At 40.9% G+C, this 22,734-nt stretch carries 16 protein-coding genes and 3 pseudogenes; 2 read left to right on the top strand and 17 right to left on the bottom strand.

All coding sequences use genetic code 11. The features are described 5' to 3' along the window. Nucleotides 1–20: 20 nt before the first annotated feature. The 10 genes from BK120_RS00090 to BK120_RS35800 all read right to left on the bottom strand — a co-directional run bounded on the left by BK120_RS00090 (nucleotide 21) and on the right by BK120_RS35800 (nucleotide 15,096). Nucleotides 21–3,557 carry an S-layer homology domain-containing protein gene (locus tag BK120_RS00090; protein WP_076265450.1) on the bottom strand — a complete coding sequence of 1,179 codons (3,537 nt, stop codon included), beginning with the start codon at nucleotides 3,555–3,557 and terminating at the stop codon, nucleotides 21–23. A 284-nt stretch (nucleotides 3,558–3,841) separates the two neighbouring features. Next, on the bottom strand, nucleotides 3,842–6,139 hold the full coding sequence (locus BK120_RS00085) for a glycoside hydrolase family 95 protein (RefSeq protein WP_076265449.1): 2,298 nt from the start codon (nucleotides 6,137–6,139) through the stop codon (nucleotides 3,842–3,844). Between the two features lie 46 nt (nucleotides 6,140–6,185). Beyond that, complete coding sequence (locus tag BK120_RS00080; RefSeq protein ID WP_076266067.1) at nucleotides 6,186–7,019, bottom strand: carbohydrate ABC transporter permease; 834 nt, start codon at nucleotides 7,017–7,019, stop codon at nucleotides 6,186–6,188. 65 nt (nucleotides 7,020–7,084) lie between these two features. Further along, entirely contained in the window at nucleotides 7,085–7,972 is an 888-nt protein-coding gene (locus BK120_RS00075; protein ID WP_076265448.1) for a carbohydrate ABC transporter permease, read from the bottom strand. 65 nt (nucleotides 7,973–8,037) lie between these two features. Beyond that, entirely contained in the window at nucleotides 8,038–9,366 is a 1,329-nt protein-coding gene (locus BK120_RS00070) for an ABC transporter substrate-binding protein (RefSeq protein ID WP_076265447.1), read from the bottom strand. A 108-nt stretch (nucleotides 9,367–9,474) separates the two neighbouring features. Next, the gene (locus BK120_RS00065) at nucleotides 9,475–10,266 is read right to left on the bottom strand and encodes a response regulator transcription factor (protein WP_076265446.1); all 792 of its coding nucleotides are present in this window, start codon (nucleotides 10,264–10,266) and stop codon (nucleotides 9,475–9,477) included. A 4-nt stretch (nucleotides 10,267–10,270) separates the two neighbouring features. Beyond that, nucleotides 10,271–12,040, bottom strand: coding sequence for a sensor histidine kinase (locus BK120_RS00060; protein WP_076265445.1), 1,770 nt, complete (start codon nucleotides 12,038–12,040; stop codon nucleotides 10,271–10,273). Nucleotides 12,041–13,591: 1,551 nt separating this feature from the next. Then, nucleotides 13,592–14,179 (bottom strand): YdeI/OmpD-associated family protein, encoded by a 588-nt coding sequence (locus BK120_RS00055; protein WP_256710741.1) that lies wholly within the window; start codon nucleotides 14,177–14,179, stop codon nucleotides 13,592–13,594. Further along, the gene (locus tag BK120_RS00050) at nucleotides 14,155–14,946 is read right to left on the bottom strand and encodes an alpha/beta fold hydrolase (RefSeq protein WP_256710740.1); all 792 of its coding nucleotides are present in this window, start codon (nucleotides 14,944–14,946) and stop codon (nucleotides 14,155–14,157) included. The genes BK120_RS00055 and BK120_RS00050 overlap by 25 nt, the downstream gene beginning before the upstream one ends. Before the next feature lie 9 nt (nucleotides 14,947–14,955). Continuing rightward, a complete protein-coding gene (locus BK120_RS35800) occupies nucleotides 14,956–15,096 on the bottom strand; it encodes an alpha/beta fold hydrolase (protein WP_256710739.1) in 141 nt (46 codons plus the stop codon). Between the two features lie 99 nt (nucleotides 15,097–15,195). Between BK120_RS35800 and BK120_RS00045 the strand changes: the two are divergent. After that, nucleotides 15,196–16,110, top strand: a pseudogene (locus BK120_RS00045) (helix-turn-helix transcriptional regulator). A 22-nt stretch (nucleotides 16,111–16,132) separates the two neighbouring features. Here BK120_RS00045 and BK120_RS00040 read toward each other — a convergent pair. Next, entirely contained in the window at nucleotides 16,133–16,753 is a 621-nt protein-coding gene (locus tag BK120_RS00040) for a hypothetical protein (RefSeq protein WP_256710738.1), read from the bottom strand. Between the two features lie 388 nt (nucleotides 16,754–17,141). On the opposite strand from BK120_RS00040, the pseudogene BK120_RS36500 reads away from it, so the two are divergent. Then, nucleotides 17,142–18,379: pseudogene (locus BK120_RS36500) on the top strand (IS110 family RNA-guided transposase). Nucleotides 18,380–18,862: 483 nt separating this feature from the next. Here the strand turns inward: BK120_RS36500 and BK120_RS00030 are convergent. The 6 genes and pseudogenes from BK120_RS00030 to BK120_RS35710 all read right to left on the bottom strand — a co-directional run. After that, on the bottom strand, nucleotides 18,863–19,369 hold the full coding sequence (locus tag BK120_RS00030; RefSeq protein ID WP_083681435.1) for a P-loop NTPase family protein: 507 nt from the start codon (nucleotides 19,367–19,369) through the stop codon (nucleotides 18,863–18,865). A 179-nt stretch (nucleotides 19,370–19,548) separates the two neighbouring features. Then, a complete protein-coding gene (locus tag BK120_RS00025; protein ID WP_179089708.1) occupies nucleotides 19,549–20,550 on the bottom strand; it encodes an anti sigma factor C-terminal domain-containing protein in 1,002 nt (333 codons plus the stop codon). After that, nucleotides 20,540–21,034, bottom strand: a complete 495-nt coding sequence (locus BK120_RS00020; RefSeq protein WP_076265443.1) for an RNA polymerase sigma factor — start codon at nucleotides 21,032–21,034, stop codon at nucleotides 20,540–20,542. Before BK120_RS00020 ends, BK120_RS00025 begins: the two co-directional genes overlap by 11 nt. A gap of 293 nt (nucleotides 21,035–21,327) precedes the next feature. Next, nucleotides 21,328–21,660 carry a hypothetical protein gene (locus BK120_RS00015; protein WP_076265442.1) on the bottom strand — a complete coding sequence of 111 codons (333 nt, stop codon included), beginning with the start codon at nucleotides 21,658–21,660 and terminating at the stop codon, nucleotides 21,328–21,330. Nucleotides 21,661–21,769: 109 nt separating this feature from the next. Then, on the bottom strand, nucleotides 21,770–22,315 hold the full coding sequence (locus BK120_RS00010; protein ID WP_144376658.1) for a hypothetical protein: 546 nt from the start codon (nucleotides 22,313–22,315) through the stop codon (nucleotides 21,770–21,772). Nucleotides 22,316–22,553: 238 nt separating this feature from the next. Next, a pseudogene (locus BK120_RS35710) lies at nucleotides 22,554–22,734 on the bottom strand (hypothetical protein); the annotation flags it as partial.

Raw genomic sequence — 22,734 nt, 5'->3', positions numbered from 1 at the left:
CCTCTAATTTCTCTTTACAACTATAGATTAATCAAATTCAGATATTGCAAAGCTCTATTTATAATGACTGCAGCCTGAGCGCGTGTAGCTGCATCTTGTGGAGCAAATGTTGTAGCTGTTTTCCCCGTAATCAAACCATTGTTAACCGCATCTACTACCGCTTGATGAGCATATGACGATACTTGCTCTTGGTCAGCAAATGGATTATTCGTTGTATTTCCCATCATCGAAGTTCCCTGAATAAGACTAACAGCGTTCATGATCATGACAACCATTTGTTCTCTTGTAATCAGCTGTTCAGGGTTAAAAGTGCCGTTGCCTACACCTTGGACTAAACCGAACTTGGCGGCGGTATTCACTTCCAATGCATACCAACTTGCTGCAGAAACGTCTGTAAATACATTCGTCACATTTTCCGTAGACAGCCCCAGCCCTCTTACAATCAGTGCAGCAAACTGAGCTCTAGTCACTTTATTATTCGGTGTGAACGTGCGGTCAGTTGTTCCTTTAATAATCATTTTCGATGCAAGAGCTTCCACTTCTTTTTTCGCCCAATGTCCGATCATATCTTCAAACGTTATCTTGTTTTGAACGACGCCATACAAGCTGTTCGTATTGTGAACAATCGTTACTTCTGTCATGCCATTTTTCACTTTGAACAGGGATGGCACAAATTCAAGCACTCCCGTATTTGGGTTAATCACAACCGCGGTTGCAGACGAAGTGTCTTGAATTACATGATCAATATTCATTACACGTTTAACAAATATACGACCTAAGCTACGAAGCTCTTCTTCTTTGTCCTTCGTTTTGATAATCAATTTGTAGTCGATCAGATCGCCTATTCGATTCAGGCCCCGCTCAGTAATGAATTCACCAAATTGCTCTCCATCCTTTGTTGTTCCTCTATTCATTCGAATAATCAATTTTACGCCATCCAGCCTAGCTGCACTTTCAATGCCATCAAGGCTCAGAATAGACAACGGAAGATCATAGGAGCCTAGGTGGCTTTGTATACGCAAGACGGTTTCCTTATTTTCTTCCTTGCGATTGTACAAAGCTGAAAGTGGCAGCTCGATGGCATTTAACGAATGTTTTCCCGGAAGCACAATCTGAAGGATAGGCTTATGTTCTGTTTTCTGAAGATCCTCTAATTGCTGAACCAGTCGTTTTTCGTTTATGACCACAGTTACGGCTGTTTGCCCATTTTGTGCAGGATCAATACGTATTTCATTTTCATTTAGTACATATTGGGATGGTTTATCGTTCACTACAGTTCCTGAATTTGCACCAGGATTAGTTCCCGGATCAGGATTACCAGTCTCATTTTGCCCGGTTATTGTAAAAGCTTTTGTCCCCATAACAGCAGAACCGTCCGTTGCAGTTGCGACCACCTTCACCTTTCCATCCTTCAATGCTGTCAACAAACCGTTAACATCGATTGTCGCCTTTCCTGTTGCCGTGCCGTCTACTTCATATACAGACCAGGTCACGTCTTTGTTGGACGCATTGGCAGGCAGCACCTCAGCATGCAATTGCAGGCTACCACCTTTCGTGTCAATCAGCGTCGACGCCCCTATTAAATCGATCGTTTGGACAGGTACTATAGTAGCTTCATACGCGCCAATATCCGGTTTCCCTTGATACAATGGATTACCCCAGAAATCTTTGCCGCCATTGTTCTCAATAACTAAGCCTGCGTTAATAGCTGGCGAATCCGATTGCAGCATATAGCCGCTAAGTCGGGTAGGAGCATTGAAATCAATGTTTGCTCCGCCGGAACCCGGGGCAACCAGCTTGGGATCAACTGCAATCGAATGGACAACCGCAACGTCCGCGTCCACTGTTGAAACAGGCGCCGCCGCTCCGTAAAAAATATTGGTGTCAAACAAAAAGCTTTCTACTTTTCGGAGGTCGAATCCGCCGCTGCCTAAATTATAAAAGATGTTATTATAAAAACTTGTTGTCTTAGGAATACCGAAGAAGTTTCTTACCTCAATCATTTTGGCAGTCGAAGTACTGTCCAAATAAAAGGTGTTATTGTAAAATTGAGTATTCGTAATATCTCCCAATAAATTAATTACTTTTTCTTTGTCATTTTGACTGATATTGTATCTGATGATTGTACCATCATTAAAGGAAGCGGCCCCCGAATCAATTATCAGAATAAATCCACCGCCATTATCATGACTATAATTGTATTGGAAGATGCTTCTATTGTTATTGAAATCGCTGTCAAAACCGTTTGCATCGAGGTTATTCGGAAGACGCACCGTGTTATAGGATTCATTGTATTGAACGATAGCATCGTCGGTATACCATGTCCAAATCGCTGCGTTTGCACTATTAGCTCTAGCTGAGGTGTCCTTAGCGATGTTGTATTCCATCAATGGTGCCTTACTTGTTTTGGCTACGATTCCGTCTCCACCTATATCTTCGACAAAATTATTCCTGATCACTACACCCGTACTAAATGTATCGTTCGGGTTTCTGAGAATAATGCCTGATCGATCAACGGTTTTTATGGTATTATTTTCGATCAGAATATCGTTGAATTTGGAGGTGTCTGTACTTGAAACGAAGTAAAAGATACCGACCCCTTTGTGTGGATGGGAATTGTCGCCTTTTATATTATGAACGTAACAATCTTTTACATAAATATGATTCGCTGTTCCGTAATCTGAAAGCTCAATGTAAATCCCAAATCTTGTCGCAACGTCAAGTGCATCATTCATAATTTCTAAATTGTTAATTTCCCAATATTGCTGATTATACAGGTGTACGACACCTGTATTTGTTATTCCATTTCCATCAATAATCGGTTTATTACCCGAACCATAGATATCAATTATAATCGGATTGCCATCACTGCCGGATCCCTTTGGCTTAAGCTGCCCTATCCAATAGCTTCCCGACTTCAGCAAGATCTTCGAACCGGGTTGATATGTGAAAGAGTTAACTTTATCAAGCGTTTTCCAAGCAGAGCTTTCATTCGTTCCGTTATTTGAATCATTTCCATCGATGGAATCGACATAATAAACACCTACAGGCGCGTAATTTATAGGCTCTAAAATCGGAGGCGTATCATAGACGAATTTAACCGCATCGGCACGAGTGTAAGTCGCTGTCCCGCTTAGTTCACCATTAATCATGACATAACCCGATGTCCCTGCAGCAAACGGATACTTGCCTAAACTAACCCAACCTGATGAGCCCGTCGTCCAATCTTGTTCTGTAGAAATGGTACCTCCCTCGTATACGATTTCAATATCAACATCTTTGTCACTGGCGGTGCTGTTAGCAATTTTAAATATAAAGACTTCATATTCCCCGGCCTCTGTTATCGTTGGCGTCCATTTTACCGTTCTCTCGCCAACATTGGAATATCTTGTAGGCGTACCTTTATATCCTGATACGTTGCTGTTAACCCATGTTCCTGTCTCAGAGTAGCCCGGGTCCCCGTTATCAATCACAATTTCTGCAGCGAAACTAACCATGGCAAATGTAAAAAGTAAAACGGTGCACATCATTAGTTGAAATACTATTTTTTTCAACATAATAGCTAAAACTCCCTTCCATTCATTAAATTACTGCATTTTACACATACATCGTAGTTTAACTATGCAAGTTTTCTAATGTGAAACTTATTCTCACCTCCTTAATAAGTGAAATTCACAGCTTTCTTGTTAGCGCTTTCAAAAAAACAAAAATAAATAATCACTTCACCTTTAAATGGTAGTCACTTTTGAAAGAACAAAAAAGATCACAAGCGTGAAGTGATCTTATTGTTCTTTCTACTATATCTTCAGTTTAGAATAATATAGGGGCTCTACTTATTTGATTAATTAGCGCGGATGATAATGCTGTCCCCGGTATTCATTTTGGCATAAACGCGATTCGGAGCAAGTTGTTTTACAGAAGCAAGTTTTCCATAACTAGAAAAATGCTGTGAAGAACGAATAATACATTCATTATCTCGGGAAGCAACAATTTTCGCCTCAACTAGCGAACTATTTTCCCAGCTTATAGAAACCTCGAACCCGCCACGTGCGCGCAAACCTGATACGAAACCTTCGGCCCACGAATTGGGGAGCGCAGGCAGAAGGAACAGTTCATCGTAATTACTCTGGAGCAGCATTTCAGCTACTCCCGCTGATGCGCCAAAATTACCATCAATTTGAAATGGCGGACACACATCAAAGAGATTGGATTGTGTAGAGTGCCGTAGCAGCGTCTCAATCATAACTTCCGCTTGATTTCCGTCCTCTAATCGAGCGAATAGACAAATCAGCCAAGCGCAGCTCCAGCCAGTATGACCGCCGCCATTTGCCAATCGCAGCTCAATGGTACGTCTCGCGGCCTCGCGCAGATCTATTTTTCCTGATGCGTGAATGCTTGTTCCCGGATAGAGACCATAGAGATGGCTCATATGGCGATGACCTGGTTCTATTTCCTCATAATCCTCAGACCACTCCATAAGTTGTCCTTTCTTACCTATGCGCAAAGGAGGCAGCTGCGCCTTAGCGCTCTCAACCTTTTTCAAAAAGTCCTCTTTTTCTCCCACTATAGAGCCAGCTTTTAAGCATTGTTCAAAAAGCTCGTCGATAATTTGTATCGTAGCTGCGGGACTCATATCAAGGCTTCCGGTGGAGCCGTCAGGTGCAAGATATAGGTTCTCAGGTGAAGTTGTCGGTCCTGACACTAGATATCCTGTATGTGGATGCTCCACCATAAAATCGAGATAAAAAAGTGCCGCTTCTTTTATTAACGGATAAGCCCTCTGTCTCAGGAAATCGAGATCCCCACCAAATAAATAATGCTCCCACATATGCGAAACCAGCCATGCTGCTCCTTCATGCCACAGCAAATTCACGTAATTTCGTAGCGTGGTCGTGTGCCAAGGATTTGTACGGGTGCCGAGAGCGATTCCATTACTGCCGTAACGCTCATTAGCCGTTCGTTTTCCTTCTGTACATAATGACTCCAGAAAACGGAATAGCGGATCTGTCAGCTCAGTTAAATTACAAGTTTCTGCAAGCCAATAGTTCATTTGAAGGTTAATATTAATCGTATAGTCAGAAAACCATGGTGGCGCAAAGCTCTCGTTCCATATTCCTTGAAGATTGGCGGGAAGCGTCCCCGGCCTTGAGCTGGCAATAAGCAAGTATCGGCCAAAATGAAAATGTAGTGCTATCAAACCGGGATCATTAGCTCCGTGGCGAACTGCTTCAAGTCGAACATCCGTGGGCATGTTTTCCTTTTCGCCTTCATCTAAATGCAGCTGAACTCTTCCGAAAAACGCCATATGATCCAATTCGTGAGAGATTTTTAACGCTTCGTAGCCTTTATTTACAGCCATAAGTAAATCTTTCTTGCATGCAATTGCTGGGCGCCTCTCCCGATAAGAAGTTTGAGCTGCAACAAAAATAGTTGCCGTATGAAAGCCCTCGAGTCGCAAGCCATTATCAACTGGGTAAATACGGCCTCCTTCAAGTACAACGCGAAGCTGTGCTTCGAATGTGACCCCGCCGTACTCGCACATGCCGCTCATTCTGAGCGTATCGTTATCATCGAAGCTTACGTTAATTGACTGCCCCCGATCCAGTCTAACTGTGCAAGCGTATTCACTTAGCTGCTCACCTTTCTGCTCTAACCTAACGACAAGCACTTGATCAGGATAACTGGAGAACACACGATTAATAAAATGTGTTTTCCCGAGCTGATACGAAGTGGTTGCAATAGCTGAATTCAAATTCAATTCCCGCTCATAATCATACGGCTCTCCCTCTGGCAATTCGAATTTGAGCAACAGATCGCCAAGCGGCTGATAATTTCCATAATTAGGATTATTGGGCATCCGCATCGTTTCATGGGCTAGCTCGTGTGCCTCCTTGTGTTTTCTTTGGAAAAGCAAGTTCCGAACTTGTTCTAATGAACGACGAGTCAACAAGTTTTCGTTCTCATGGGGTTGACCAGACCAGACGCTGTCCTCATTTAGTGCGATCCTTTCCTCACGAATGCCACCGAAAACCATTCCTCCTATCCGGCCGTTTCCGATTGGCAGAGCTTCATTCCAATCTTGTGCAGGCTTGTTAAACCAGATTCGTTTCGAATGATTAGTAAACTTTTCCTTAATCATTGTGATACCCCCGCCTGTAAGTAGTACTTAATGATAGGTATTTCAATCAACCTTTCACCGCAGCATTAGCAACACCTTGAATAATGTACTTCTGAAAAACGACAAATACTATAATCATAGGCAGAATCGCTGCTGAAGCAGCCGCCATCATACCGTTATAATCAATTGAATTTTCTAATATGAAATTTTGCAGTCCAAGAGGTATTGTATAGAGGTCTTTGTCAATAAGGAATATCAATGCATTCTCATAATCATTCCAATGCCAAGAGAAGTCCAGAATGGCAAGTGTTGCAATAGCAGGTTTCGCTAGAGGCACAATTAATTGAATAAATATCCGAAAATGTCCAGCCCCATCTATTAATCCCGCTTCCGTTATTTCCTTTGGAATACCAATAAAAAATTGTCGCAGCAGAAACACTCCAAAAATAGTGAAAAAGCCTGGTAGAATCAATGCCCAATACGTATTAAAAATCCCCATCCAGTTAAACATAATAAACTTTGGCACAAATAATATTTGTGGAGGGATAAGCATCATGGACAAGTACAGCAGAAACATTGAATCTCTGCCCTTAAATTCTATTCTGGCAAAACCATATGCTGCCAGACATGAGATGAATACTGCGCCAACCATCGAAACTACGGCTATCTTTAATGAATTGATATAATATTGAGAAATGCTTTGCTCGCCAAACCAAACCTTGTAATGATGACTCCATTGAAATTGATCTGGAATCCATTTGATCGGATATTCAAACACTTCCACTGGTGTTTTAACAGATGTACTAAGCATCCATAATAGAGGTAAAATCATAAGAACGCCAAAAAATAGGGCAATAATAGTAGAGATTAGTTTTATAACTTTTATTGGACTTGTTCGCATGTTAACCGATGCTTCTTTCCATTGAGTTTGTTTTGTGTCTGTTGCTTTCATAGACTAGCCTCCCATTACCCGTAATGCACCCATTTTTTTTGTCCATACCAATTGAAAAGCATAAGGATGAGAACCGTGGCAAAGAGCACCCATGAAGCCGCTGAGGCGAAACCCATCTCATAATATCGAAAGGCTGATTTATAAATATAGAGTGACAAGACTGTTGTGCTATCTCCGGGACCTCCGCCCGTAATCGCCTGTATAATTCCAAAGGATTTAATTGCGCCTATAAAACCGGTGACAAGCAGTAGAAAAGACGATGGACTAATTAAAGGCAAGGTGATATGTCTAATAATTTGAAACCATTTTGCGCCATCAATTTTTGCAGCTTCCATTAGCTCAGGTGACACTTCCTGTAATGCTGCGAGGTAAATGATCATATTGTATCCAATCATAATCCAGACTTGAATGATCAATACAGCATAGATTGAGGTGTTCGTTGTAGATAACCAACCAGGTGGATTAGACAAGCCAATGGCTCTCAGCGCACCATTAATCGGCCCATTTTGCGCTTCAAATAATAACATCCACACAAAGGCAATCGCCACTCCATTCATGACATAAGGCAAGAAGTACATAGATCTGAGCATTTTTTGTAAATAGACTTTCCCGTTTAAAAAAAAAGCAATAAAGAAAGCAATTATCATTGATAGGGGTACGCTAAGAACGAACACAAACGTATTTTTAATCGATCGATAGAAAGACTCATCATTAAACAATCGTTTGAAATTATCTATACCTATAAATACTGGCGATTTCCCGCTCATGAATGTCCAATCCGTAAACATAAGGTAAAAAGAGAACAATGCTGGCAAGAGAAAAAATAGGATGACCCCTATCATGCTAGGGGTTATAAACAGGTATCCTGCTAGTTTCTGTTTTGAATTATAGTTCAGCTTCATAGAAATACCCTCCAATTAAAAGGAGGAAGGTTCCAAAAACGCTTCCTCCAAAAATCTATCCTTCGTTATTTGGCTAATATTTGATTATGTCGTTTAACGATATTTCCGATCGTTTCATCCAAGCTTTTTTCTTTTAAGAAATAACGCTCTACTTCTTCTTTTCGCATATCTGACACTTGGCGTTCCATACTGTTTGTAAAGGTAGGCGTATCGTTTAAGACAACTGCTCTGAGCGATTCCATGTCATATAGATCAGCATTGTCCCCTGTCATCAACTGAACAGTACGTTCCAAATCCACATGCTTGGAAGATGGAATTCTTCCGCCTTTTGCCAAATATTGAGTACCTACATCCAAATACCATTTCAGAAATGCCCATGCTTCTTCTTTATTTGGTGATTTAGCATTAATGGATACGACATCGCCTAAACCGCCTTCAATCATGAAATTCGATTGATTGTCTACCGCACTTGGCAAACTAGCAAAGGCAATTTTGAAATCCCGTGGGAAATCCTTTAAATTATTTGTCGATCTGAATATCCATCCGCCGGCACCTAGCATAGCTGTTTTTCCAGTTAAGAACATTGAATCAACGGCCATCTTGGAAGCGGTTTGAGCACCATAAGTAGGAATCGATTTATCCTCATGCATCATGGAATACCAGCTTTGCAAACTTTCCTTTATCTCTGGGGCATCAAATTTGGAAGTTTTGTTATCAGCTATTGCATTTTGAAGTGTGCCATCCATTTGCATAAAGTAGTACCAATCAAATTGCGCATATCCATATTCAAAATTGTTTTTTAAAGTCTTTGCGTATTTACGCAAATCGTTCTGAGACCAATTTAGCGGGGGAATCGGCAGATTTGCCGCATCCAGCGCATTTTTATTAAGGAAAATAAAGTTTTTACCTTTACTCGATGGAATGCCATAAAATTTATCTTCTATTTGCCATGATTTCGCATCTGGGCCAATAGCGTCTATAATGTTGTAGTCAGTAAATGAACTAAGGTCAAGAGCCGCGTTACTCGCAACACGTTTTTCCAGATACTGTTTGTTATAATTCACATAAAGATCTACTCCTTGGCCCGTTACCAATGCAGTATCCAGTTTTAAATTTCCACTATCGTCATTTACATACCTCATATACTCCACTTGGATTAGCGGATTTTCTACATTCCAGGCTTCTATTGCTTCTTGAGGGCCTGCCTCTTCAGGAATGGCACCCCATATAGTAAGCTTTACCGGCTCCTTTGAGCCAGTACTATTCGACGTCTTTGGCGTACTTTCACTAGCATTGTTGCCATTACTAGAATCTCCAGATTTCCCACATGCAGATAGCACTAGGGCGGTAGCGAGCAACAAGATTGTTGCCATTTGAAATTTCTTTTTTTTCATACAAACCCCTCCGTTTTTTCGTTTATTCTTTTTACAATTCAAGCATATCATCGGAGAAATTGGGTTAATAGAAACAGATTTCGTTAACTATTGCACATATTTTGTGAATTAATTATTTGATCTAAAAGGAATAATTGTGGATTTGCGAAATTCGCTTGGGGTTATACCCATCATTCTTTTGAAAATACGAATATAGTAGTTAACAGTTATAAAACCGCATGCCTCCGATATATGTGAAATAGGCAAATCGGTTTCACTTAAATAGGATATCGACTTTTCTATTCTCACCCTTTGGACAAATGAAATAAGTGAATGTCCTGTCTTTTTACTAAACAATTCACTTACATAACTCTGATTCATATTAATGTAGGCAGACATTTCTTTTAGCGTTATTTGCTCTTTATAATTTCTATATATATAGCTCATGATTTTATTGATTTCAGGGTGATCGGTATAATTATGATCGGTACTATTGTTTTTGATTTCGGGTAACAGCTTCTCGATCATTGTCAATTTCCTCATCTGCTGCAGCTCTTTATTCATTTTTTTTAAAATAGATTGCATCTTCTCACGCTCTAGTGATAACTTCAAAATATACCCCGACGCCCCATGCTCAATTGCTTGTTGCGCGTACTCGAATTCATTAACGCAGGTAAGCATGATAAATCGACTTTCGTAACCCGCATTTCGGACCGTTTTCAAAAGTGTTATTCCATCCATTTCCGGCATCATAATATCGCACACAATTAAATCAGGTTGATGCTCTTTTATAAACTCTAATGCGCTTAATCCATTCTTGCATTCTCCGACAATCACAAACCCCTCTTCTTCCCATGAAATAATGTTTCTCAAATAACTTAAAGAATGTTTCTCATCTTCAACAAGTAGTGTTTTCCACATGGCGTTAGTCTCCTTTTTGATAAGGTTCTGATAACAAAAAAGGAATTGTCAATTGAACGGTCGTGCCCTGCTCTGAAGATAATATAGATAATTTGGCTTGCTCCTTAAATAAAAGCTGCAATCGTTCTTTTATATTGTTGAGACTAATCCCTTTACGCCGCGTTAATGATTGGAATGTTTTGGCCTTCTTCAAGCCAATTCCGTTATCGGTTACTTCTATTACTAGATTATGGTCCTGTTTTCTGGCCTGTATGATAATAACTGGGTTTGGAACAGAATGAAAAGCATGAGTTATTGCATTTTCCACAAGCGGTTGGATGCTAAATTTCGGTACAAGAGTATGGTTGAGATTGGAATCAAATTTATACTTAACTTCAATGCGGCTCTCAAATCGTTGCTGATGAATCATAAGATATGCTCGAATCATATGCATTTCTAATTCTAAGTGAATCATGTCGACATCGGTATTCAGGCTTGTCTCGAGAATTCTTCCCAAAGCGATGCAAACCTCATGAACCTTATGCCTCTCCTCAGGAATAACAGACATACTTTTAATTGTATTTAGAGTGTTTAACAAGAAGTGAGGATTCATCTGTGAAAGAAGTACTTGGAATCGGACTGCTTCCTTCTGCCTTTCCTCCGTCTTCAGTTTGGAAATCAAACCTTCTATATCCGCTCCCATAGAGTTAAAAGTTCGCGCTAGGGTTAGTATCTCTCCGTCAAATCGCCTTTCATCGAGACGAGCTTTAAGATTCGTTTTCGTTAACACCCTCATCTTCGCCTGTAATTCCCGCAGCGGCCGGCTTATATTGGATGAAATAATGAAAGTAACCAAACTAAACAATACGGTCAATATTGAGAACGTCCAGAAAAATGAGCTTTTTAATTGATTAGTTTCAGCGAACAATATATCGAGTGGTACGATACGAACTAAATACCATTCCAGTGTAGGAACATAGCTGTAATAATAAGCAAAATGATTATCCGAAATGCTTGTAGAGCTTTTACTGATTATTTGTTTAATTAACTGTTCTCCACTGACTTTGTCTGTGCTTCCGGTCGTTGATATAATCTCCCCGTTATTGTCCAAAATCATATAATTTTCGTTTTTTGACGACCTTTTCTTCGTTTTTTCCATCCATTTCAAGTAATCTATGCTGATTCGTACAAAAGCATAGGGTTTTAATAATTCGTCCTTAATAATGCCGTATAGGGACAAAACATCAGAACTTGTCGTATAATCCCGACTCATATAAGCAGTCTCTCTTAACCATCTGTGAGTTTCATGATTGGATAGCATTTTCGAGTACATCATCTTCATTGTTGTTGCTTGATTATCGTTCTTCAATGGACTATACGTTAAAAAAACATCCTCCTTTAAATTGTAGATCGAGTAAAATACCGGAGGAGCCGAAAGAAATAAGCTAACTGTTAATCCATTTAGAAGGGCTTCGATTTCGTTCCTCCTTTCAAGAAAACTATATTGATCAGGATGCTTCAATTTTTCTTCTACAGTTGGATTTTGTTCAATTAAAATCATCGATTTTGCTGCAATACTCATATAATCTTCTAATTCTTGGCGCATCAATTCCAATGAATTCTGGCTTTGTTCGCTGTTTTTCAACCACATTTTTTCTTCTGCGGCATAGAAGTTATACAGGTTTATGGATGAAAGAGGAATCACAAGCAATACCAAATAAGCAACAAAAAGCTTGTATTTTAATGATGAAGGGATTATTTTCTTTAATACCTGCTTTAATGAATATCTAGCCAATGAATTCCCTCCTAAATTATCCTTTTAGTAGATTGAAACAAGTTATCAACGCCAACAATAGTCTATAGCCAACACAAAAGTCCTATGTGCATCTTATTTCGAGCTCTCGCCGCATCCCACCTTTGAACCATAAAGTATTATGTTTATAATGTATATAATTATTTTACGGCAAATGTAGCATATTTTTTGGGAGATATTTAACAGATTCAACTCAATAAAAGACTCCCATGTTAGCATTTTCTTTTCACCTTACCGTACTGCCGAGCTTCTTCTTTCGTCCATATAAAAATATTTAAATGTGCAAAAAAAAAAAGAAATCCCATTCGTATATGAATCTATACCATGGGATTTCGATTTTTTCAGTAGCCTTTTACATCAAAAATTTTTGAGGTAAAAGCTTTAACTTGATCTTTATAGTTAGTACTGTTTTAGGTACAGCTTACAGATTAGGATGATTTGTCTTTGGTTTTCAGCGTAACATCTTCCAAAAAATAATAGTCACGATAGATGATTCAAATATGAATGTCTTTATAATGATATGCTGCTGAACAGTTGATCAACAAATGATCGGAATTCGTAGTCCAGTCGCAGAACTAATTAGAGACTTCGAGGAGGACTGTCAGCTTTAATAGCAACGATGGCTGCCAGCATCAATCTGACTGTCACCATGATTAATGCAGATATCGCTAGGGATTATTCATGGAGGCTTCGTATTTAATGTACGGGTTAGGCGTACTGTACGAAGGAAATACTTTAGTGCTGGGTTTAAAATGAGAGTCCTTATATATTCTTGCCTACACTATGACTAACTCTTTATCTTCTAATGAAGCCCAGTCGCTCATTCTTACACCCCATCTATAATCACTTTATAAGTGTCCGAGATATTAAACACCCCTTTGACAAATAAAACAAAAGAATGGCTTGTTACGATAAACTGCCCATTCGTAATATGGTTCAGCAATATGGATCCTTAAACTTTAGCATTTTGCAAATAGGTCACTTAATGAGCAATAAAAAATAGCCACCTTGAAAGGTGGCTCGCACTCAATATGAGCACAAAAGTATAGATAGGAGTGGAGAGTTCTGTCCTGAACCTGTAGCTTTTAGAGTATCGTACTTTCATACCGTGCCTGATGCCAACCGTGCCGCTTTCAACTGCATTCAAAACCACTATTTCTTCATCATAATAGTTCCGGCTTTTCTTGCTGGATTCAATGACCGCAATCCAGATTGACCACTTCCGCATTAGGCACGAACTTTGTCAGGTTTTCAGACTTCTGGACCGTATCCCGATCACCATAGATCATGAGAGTCGGCTGTACCATAAAAATGAAGGGGGTTGCGATTTTGGATGAGCTGTTTCATCCCTTCTTCATTTAGCGATTTGATTAATGCCTCGCATTTAAAACGTTCTGACTTTTAATGAGAATTAAACCCTAAATGATTGAGAAATACAGTAGCTCCTCTCTCTTAAAGATCAGGGAAACAATAGACCCAGATTTATGCAGTACCAAAAATCCTTTTAACGATTCTTTTGTTATTTATATTTCCTTATTCTGTAATATTTTTGAAATGTTGAAATTTTAGCCCTTCTTCAGATGAAGCGATCAATATTCCAAGCCTTCTTAATCGTGTTTCTTCTTTCTTGGCGCTCATTACCCACCAGATAGAATCTCTTTTATAGGATGGTGATAAATTAGTGAAGAATAGCCAGGCTGTTTGATTTGCCTTGATTTGTTCTTCATATTCTTTGGCAAGTTCCACGTTTCTTTGTTCAGAGGAATAGCCTTGTGAATCGGTTCTGTTGTTAAAGACGTGCATTCCTTCTGGTCTCATCTTTCCAAGCTGTATTAGTGCTTTTACCTTCTTTACGTTCACAGCACTCCATACACTATTTACTTTGCGCGGAGTAAAGCGAATCTTATAGCTTTGTTTATCAATGGTTTTTCGTATACCGTCAATCCACCCAAAACAAAGAGCGGCATCTACTGATGCAGACCAAGTAAGACTTGCACGCCCTGTACTTATCCCAAAATAGCCCACCCAAATTTCACTAGCTTCAGCATGATGTTCTTCTAACCAATCGTTAAACTCTTCTTGGTTGTTGAAAAAAACTACATCTCCCATTGTTCCAGCCATTTTAAAATCGCTTGGTTTGTTTCTTCCGGCTTTTCTTCCTGGATCCAATGACCGCAATCCAGATTGACCACTTCCACATTGGGCACGAACTTTGTCAGGTTTTCAGACTTCGCAACCACATCCCGGTCGCCGTGGATCATGAGGGTCGGCTGCTGGATGATTGGGTTCACTTTCGCCAATAAGCGCCAGTTGCGGTCAAGGTTCCTGTACCAATTTATGCTGCCCGTGAACCCTGATGTTTCAAAAGCGGAGACGTAAACGGCCAGCTCGCTTTCGCTCAATACGGGCTCACCGAGCGGTGTTTCTGCTCTGGCGAGATTGATCAACGCCATACCTGGCTCAGGTGCTCTGAGAGGCTCGTTCTTTCGGTACAGGTTGCGAAGGAACCTGTATGTATTGTCTTCAAATACGGCGTCCGCGACGCCTGGCTGTCGATTGAAGTGGACGAAATAGAAATCGCCGCCAAGTATTTCTTCCATGAACTCGATCCAGGGTTTTTCTCCGCGCTCTTGGTAAGGCAAGCTCAGATTTATCACTTTATTGACGCGGTTTGGATGCAACAAGGTCAGTCCCCAAACGACGAATGCACCCCAGTCATGACCGACAAAGGTAGCGTCCTCGTATCCATAGTGATCGAGAAGCGCGATGAGATCACCCGACAAGTGTTCAATGTCATAGTCTGTTACTTCGGTCGGACGGGATGAGTTGCCGTAACCCCGCTGGTTGGGGACGATGACATGGTAGCCCGCTGCGGCAAGTGCGTCCATCTGATGGCGCTAAGAAAAGGCATGCTCTGGCCAGCCGTGGCAGAGTACAATAGGTTTTCCTGCGTTTTCTCGGCCTGCTTCAAACACTTCGAGTTCCACACCGTTGGCTGAAATAAGGGTGGGCTTGGGAAAATCGGTTGGATTAAACATTGAATTAAAACCTCCTTCTTGTGATACTTGTAGTATAATGGATAAAAGGTGACATCAAGGTGTCACCATTCTGAAATCATGTAAAAAAAGAGGGCAATTATGGACAAAGTGGAGAGACTCATTTCGATTATCATGATATTGCTGAAAAAAGAGGTTGTTTCTACAACGGAATTCTCACAACTATTCAATGTCTCCAAAAGAACGATCCTTCGCGATATGGAAACATTGAGCTTATCGAACATCCCGATCTACTCTGTCAATGGGGTCAAAGGGGGCTACGGCATAATGGATTAATACAAGGTTGATAAACGCCTTTTAAGCAGCTCCGATTTACAGAATATATTAACTGCGCTCGGTGGATTGGAACAAATCCTCCGTACTGAAGAAGTTGAAAGAACGATAAAAAAAATAGAGGCAATGGTTAGTCCATTGTCTCTAAATCGTTCCATTCAACTGTCGTTTTATGATTGGGAAGGTCGATCCGAGATTCTTGAAACCTTAAAGACATGTCAAGAATCCATTTCAAAAAAGAGGCTGGTTTCGTTTGATTATACAGATAAGGACGGGGCTGTAACGAATAGAATGGTCGAGCCCTATGAGCTGCATTTTAGCGAATCGAGTTGGTATTTGAAAGGATTCTGTTTACATCGACAGGGAAATCGAACTTTCAAGTTATCTCGGATCGATCATATTACTATGGATGAACGCGCGTTTCATCCTAGAGACGATTGGTCAGAGCAAGTACACGAAGCAAATTATCTACCTGAATTCGTCACGATTAAGGCATGGATATCGCCTAGCATAAAAGATCAAATCATCGAAAGGTATGGTCGAAGAAGTATTGAAGACCATAGTTCTGGATTTTTATTAGCAACCATTTATGTCCCACAAAATCGTATGGGATTTCAACTTTTAGCAAGCTTCGGCACTCATCTAAAAGTTGTAGAGCCCAAAACCTATATTGAAGACTTTCGAAATTATTTATATCAAATGATGGAGAACTATTCCTGGTAGATTTAGCATTAAAGCTTCAACTTCAACTCAACTTTTCGCCGTCACTTATGGTAAGGTTCAGCTTAGGCCATATGAACACATCTTCCTCGCAGGCCGAACACACGGCCACATACTCATCACCGTTACTAAACGTCAACAACATGTTGGCAGTGATATATGAGCCCCGATAAGCAGCGTCCGCAACAAGAATGTAACGCTTCTCCATCCCATCTATGGAATGTTGGGCTGTATAGGAAAATACTTCCTTTGTAAGCGCCCTGAGCTTGCCAATTGCTTCTACATATTCACGATACAATTCCGTACAAACGGAGCTGCCTACATCCTCAGCTAGTTCAGCCCAAGATGCTGGGAATGGCGCCTCATCTCGCCCATCGGAGCTTGTCTCGATGATACCGCAATTGAGAAACAGTTCTTTACGCACTTCCGCATCCGATGTGAAGCATGCTAGCTGTGCCAAATACGGCATCGCCGCGTATGTAGCCGTATATATCGTATTTTGATGGAACAAATACTCCTGAAAGAGTTCGTCAAAAACCTCCTGATTATATTGTCGCATTAGCTGCTGCAATAACACAGGTACGTTCTCTGCAGAACCGTACGGCCCATCTAGCTTTCCCCATACATCGCTATTCCACTTAAGCAAGCTTTCCCTCCGTTCCTAATTGCCAATTTCTATCCTTTCTACTTATTGTATCACATAAAAAACTGGAACCAGTGCCCAACATCCTAACTCTTCAATGTCACTTAGGGTACTTCACGGCTTAACGGGGCTATCGGCGAAAAATGCGCCGCGGTGCATAATTGCCAACATTTTATACCCGATTCAAAAGCTATGACCAAGCTTTCATGACAAGCACAAAAGGCCACCGAAGTAATCGGCAGCCTGGTTGTCAGTGCTTCAACTATCGTTACCCGTTAGAATTCCTGTAAAACGAATAATTTGGAGTTTGAATAAAAACGAGCGCCTCTGTACGATGGAGTTACGCACGAGGTCAAAAGCCTCAAAAAGCCCATCAGGAGGTCGCTCTTCTATGAAGTTTATATCACAGGACAAGCAAAATCAACTCATTGAAAACATTACCGTTTCTCACCTAGTCGTCGGCGTAGATATCGCCCAGGAAGTTCATGTGGCCCGCTCTGTCAGCTTTCGCGGCATTGCTCTGGGTACTCCGCTTGAGTTTGGTAACGATCGTGAAGGGTTCAAACTATTTGAACGTAGGATTCAAGATCTGCTCAAATCCTACAAGCTGAGTAGCGTCATTGTTGGAATGGAACCAATCGGCCACTACTAGTTCAGCCTTGCACGTTGGCTTGCCACTCAAGGCATTGAAGCTGTTCTGGTTAATCCTCATCTCGTCAAAAAGAACAAAGAAAACCGGGACAATTCACCGTCTAAAAGCGATCGTAAGGACGCCCTTGTCATTGCAGATATGATCAAGAACGGGTACTACTCCCCTGTTCGTTTTCATCCGGAAGCATATGAGGAACTACGCATTCTCATGGCAAATCGAGAGACGGTTACCAAGCGCCACAACAGTGCGGTCAATCAGATTCATCGCTGGTAGACATTGTTTTTCCTGAGCTACGTCAGGTCTTTAAAATCCTTACCAGCACCAGTGCAATTGCAACACTCAGACTCTTCCCTTTGCCAAGCGAACTCAGTCGGTTAAGCACGGACCAGGTCCTCGACGGTTGGAAGAAATATGTAAAGCGTCATGCTGGAGTTAAACGCGCTGAGCTCCTCATATCACTAGCAAAATCAAGTGTTGGTACTACCCAAGCACTCAAGGCTTACAAGCTTCATCTGGGGCAATTGCTTGAAGAATATGACCTAGCCCAGTGCCAACTTGAACAGATTGAGCGCGAGCTCCATCTCATTCTTGAACGCATTCCATACGCACAGAAGCTGCTTGAAATACGAGGTGTCAGTGCTACGAGTCTAGCTGGTATACTCGGTGAGGCAGGTGATCTAAGTGGCTATTCGCATGGAAATGCTCTACTGCGGCACGCTGGGTTGTATCTAGCTGAGGCCAGTTCCGGGAAGTGGAGAGGAAAGATGGTGCTTAGCAAACGAGGTCGGCCACGTCTGCGTCATTTTCTCTATCTCATGACGATGTGTATGGTCATGACGAACCCGGAAATTCGGGCTTTGCACCGTTACAATGTGGAAATAAAGAACCTGAAGAAAATGAAATCCATCATGAAACTATGTAGTAAAGTAGCGCGGCTACTGGTCAGCCTGGCAAAAAGGAACTTACGATTCAACTAGAGTTTTCCCACAAGCAGCCTAAGATCAGTCAGGCCTCACCAGCTCAAGCATTCGCAGGATGACAAGAAGCACGGAGTATCGGGAGATGTTACGCAAAAGGGCTCGGACCCGTTCCGTTAGAAAGACCGACCTCCACCCCTTAGTTTAGATGTGACGAAGGAATGAAAGGGCTATGACCCGTTGAGACATGGGAGCGAGAATCGCTAGGGTAGAGTGGAGACGTGCACATATGGAACAATATGGGTGATGAGTATTCACCCTTATTTCCGCCTGCCCATCTCCTCATCTCTCAGCTACCGGCCCCACCTTCATCCTATTCTTAATACGAACTAAAGGATGAAATCCTGCGAATTCATGAGTCAGAGTGAGGAAACTGAATCATTTCGAGGGAGCTTAATAAAATGAGCAGACCATCGCAGAGCCTGCTCATTCATGTGTATTATTCAACTATCGTGTCCCATTAGCTTAACAAGAAAAACCAAGTCACATCAATTGAAGTTCAAGAAGATCCAAATTATCGCGAACGAGGATCATTTTGTCCTTATAGTCCCAATGGTCGATCATGTTAGGCAGCTTCGTCAGATTGTAGTCTTTATTCCATGCCAACAAGTTGTGGATGCCTTCGAGCGTCTCACGCTTCTTGCTTGGGACGATACCCGCAATGCGCTCTTCATAACGCTTCCAGATTCGTTCCTCCTGAACGGACAACGGCGTCATAAGTACGACGATCTTATCTGCAGCGGCAAAACTCGGCTCTACCCAGAACCTGTATACGCCTTCTGCGATCCACGAATCGAGACCGATGATTTCTCTGAGCCGGCGGTCACGCTCATCCTCCGGTGCCTTTACGCCATATTCGTTGGATTGATGATCCCAGAAAATATCGTCTAGATCATAATGCGGGATCCGGAGCTTATCGCTCAATAACGCCGCGATATAGGATTTACCGCTTCCTGAGCCGCCGATGATATGGATTCGGATTGCAAACACCTCTTTCTTCCAGATTCTATTCGTGGAACTACCTATGTTGAGAGTATTTCGTCCTATTGTTTAAACTATCCTGCCCGTTAGCTTAACAAAGAAAAGGAGCGGCTGCCGTAGCAAGCTACTCCTTGTTTGTTCAACTATTGTTCCCCGTTAGTTCAAAAGTCTCCTACAAGTATTGATGTTTAGTATTTATCAACAATTGCTCCCAATACGGCTGCTTTCACATATCTCTGCCCCTTTAGTGCTTTTAAATGTTCCACTGTTCCCGTCACGACAACGCCGAGTATACGGACATCACTTTGAGCCGGTTTCTCTTTTTCTTGCCTCAAATAATCAAAGATGCGTTTGTATTCGCTATAGTATTTTCCCTTGACGTTTATTCCGTTCTGTACAGCTGATAGGAAATCTTTTTCGGTTACATCCTCGTAATCGGGGTGAACTCCGAATCCATACACTCTTCGTGCTGGGTCGGGCGACGGGTTATCAATAGTACCGTCAGGCATTTTCTTAGCTAGGTATGGCTTTTTATTTGAATAGGTGTCCACCCAATACCACACGGGATGTATACTTGGCGGCAACATCTCATTGATCTGCTCCACGGTATAGTGTGTATTAAATGAGATTCCTAGCTCGACCAATTTCCTGCTATCCATGTCATCAAGCTGCGAAGTTTCATTCAGAACCTTCGGGTAAGAGACATCAGGAAGGTAAAACAACATCTCTCTTTCACCATTGTAAGGATTGTAAGGTCTTAGATAGTCAAACTTTTCATTGCTCATGGAGAAGTCAGGTAGCGATAGAGAAGAATAGTCTCCAAGAGACCTGGAGAAGTTACCCACTGCATTGAACTCATAGGTTTCTTTATTCCAAACAACGGGAATACCCTCTACTAGCTTATATGTCTGAAATTCTAGAGCCCCCTCAAGAAAACCGAAGTTTTGTCGGTAGCCTGCTCCGTACTGATTTGGACCACTAATTTCTTTGAACATCGAAATATCACGCAGAGCATGGTCCGCTTTTTTATATAGCAGTTGCAGGTTTACAAGATACGCACAAGCTAGAACGAGTAGGGAAATACCCAGAGATACCCCCACGATCCGCCACATCGATCTTCGCTTCGCTTTTTTTATCAGTTTTGATAATCCTCCATCTTCATCTGGGTTAAATTCTTTATCATTCATCATGCAGGCCTCCATATTTTTTTTGAAATTGTTTTCGAGCTCGATACAAATATGTTTTTACCATTTCCATGCGTATACCTAGCAAACCGGATATTTCTTGATAGCTCAAATCCAATTCATATTTCATGATCAGTAACTGCTTATAGATGGGGGTTAGATCTTCCAATACGCGTTCGATCTCTTCCCGTCTTTCCTTTTGGAGGAAAAGTTCTTCCGGGGCTTCATTACCTTCAGCTGCGACATCCTCAATCGGAATTTCCATCCGTTTTTTCTTTCGGCACAGATCGTAATAATGATTTAGGGCAACTTTGAACATCCATGCCGAAAATTTGTCCTCATGAATGGAATCTATGTATAACAGCCCTTTGTAAATGGTTTCCTGAACGATATCCTCAGCGACGTCTCGGTCGGCTCCTAGACGGATCAAATATCGCTGGATTTGTTTCATTTTCAGATTTATAAGTCGATACATCAGCTCATTGTCCACCTTGAACCTCCCTTCATGCTATATAACGAATGAGCTTCCTTTATGTATACACTTGCCCCTCAAAAATGTTGGGACTTCATATTTGTTAAACAACACTGCCCTTTTTAAGCATAGCGAAGGGCCGCCATGGGGCAGCCCTTCAGCATTTCTATTGTGTTTCGTTAGCTTACTTAAACAGATTCGCTTTCTCAATTCAGGTGAACGCCAAAAAAGTTCCGCATGAAAAATACCTGTTACAGCAATAAACAAATGAGGGATTTCCGAATTGCAATCTACTGTCGTTTCCCTTTAGCTTAACGACGTTCTATATTCATTTCGTCTAACAATAATCTCGCTGAATATAAGATATTTGGCTTGTATGCATCTAGTTCTTTTATGCGTTCCTTTAACGCTTCTTGATTCCACAAATGATATTGCGCAGGTAAGGGTATATGAGCCAAATTGTGATAATGCTCTCCAAAATCTATTCCAATAAAGGTATGGCCTTGATACCATAACCCATCCAGTTCAAGGCATCCAAATATAATATTTATTTTCCCATTAAGCATGTCATTGAGGATCCGAACTACTCTGTTTTTTACTAGATCATCGCTCACTTCCACGCCCCCAATATTATTCCCATTCATATACGAAGGCCTTCGCAATGAGGGGCATTATTATTGAACTATCGTTCCCAGATAGTTCAATGACAACATCAGACTCATTCCCTAGGATAATCCATGTTATTGATACTAATTAATCCTCTCTTAATATAATCCATTTATCATGCTCTTTTACCATCGCGAAATTAGGGTCAAATATTGAACCGCCCTTATCTAAAAAAATCACTACCAATAGTTCTACTTTAGATTCTACTCCGAATTCGTTTTGGATGGCCTTTGCTCTATTATCCGGGTCGTGACGAATCCATAGTATTTTCTCAATATTATCTCGATTTTCGTATAAACCAGTTAGAACTCCTTTCACATCAATTTTATGAAAATCTTTGATATCATTCCTATTCATTGCATCATACAGTTTAAAAATTGTTGATAGAATATCGGGCGATATGGAACTGTCAACAATAGGTGTTCTTCCACTTCCATCCAAGAGTGCTTCAAGCATAAATGAATTCACTCTTTTTAGTTCAGATACAAGGTTTGTATTTTCCAATTGAAGATCAGCTAAATTTTCATTCAATTTATTCTTCTCCAACTCAAAGTCAGCTTTTAGTTTTAAGAAATCCTTCTCTTTAATGAATATTTCATTTTTGTATGTGCTGGCTGTTTGTTCTTTTTCCATTATTTTACTATTTTTTTTAACTAACTGCACACCCATCGAATTTATTTTTTTTGTTGTAAGACGATTATACAAAACAGTATTAATAACAGTAATACGGAACCAAAAAGTCTTTTTTTGTTAAGCAATTGGATTTACCACCTCCTGAAATCAACCCTTATCGATAGCTGATTTCTCTCTAAACTTCTTTACTCGGCTCATAAAAGAAGCGCATCAATATCTCTTTTTCACTTTGGCTCTGTTAATGTTGATTGTTGATTATCCTCCAAACCAATCCTCCATCGAAATAAGTCTCTTTTTCAACTTCCAAATTAACACTTCTATTTGAATTGGGGAACTGTGGTTCTTCATTTACAATATATAGAGTATTCTCATCTTTCCATTCCATAGAAAAGTTACTATTCGCATTACTATGATAAACA

The sequence above is a fragment of the Paenibacillus sp. FSL A5-0031 genome (assembly GCF_001956295.1).
GTDB lineage: Bacteria > Bacillota > Bacilli > Paenibacillales > Paenibacillaceae > Pristimantibacillus.
This window is presented reverse-complemented; position numbering and strand designations above follow the sequence as displayed.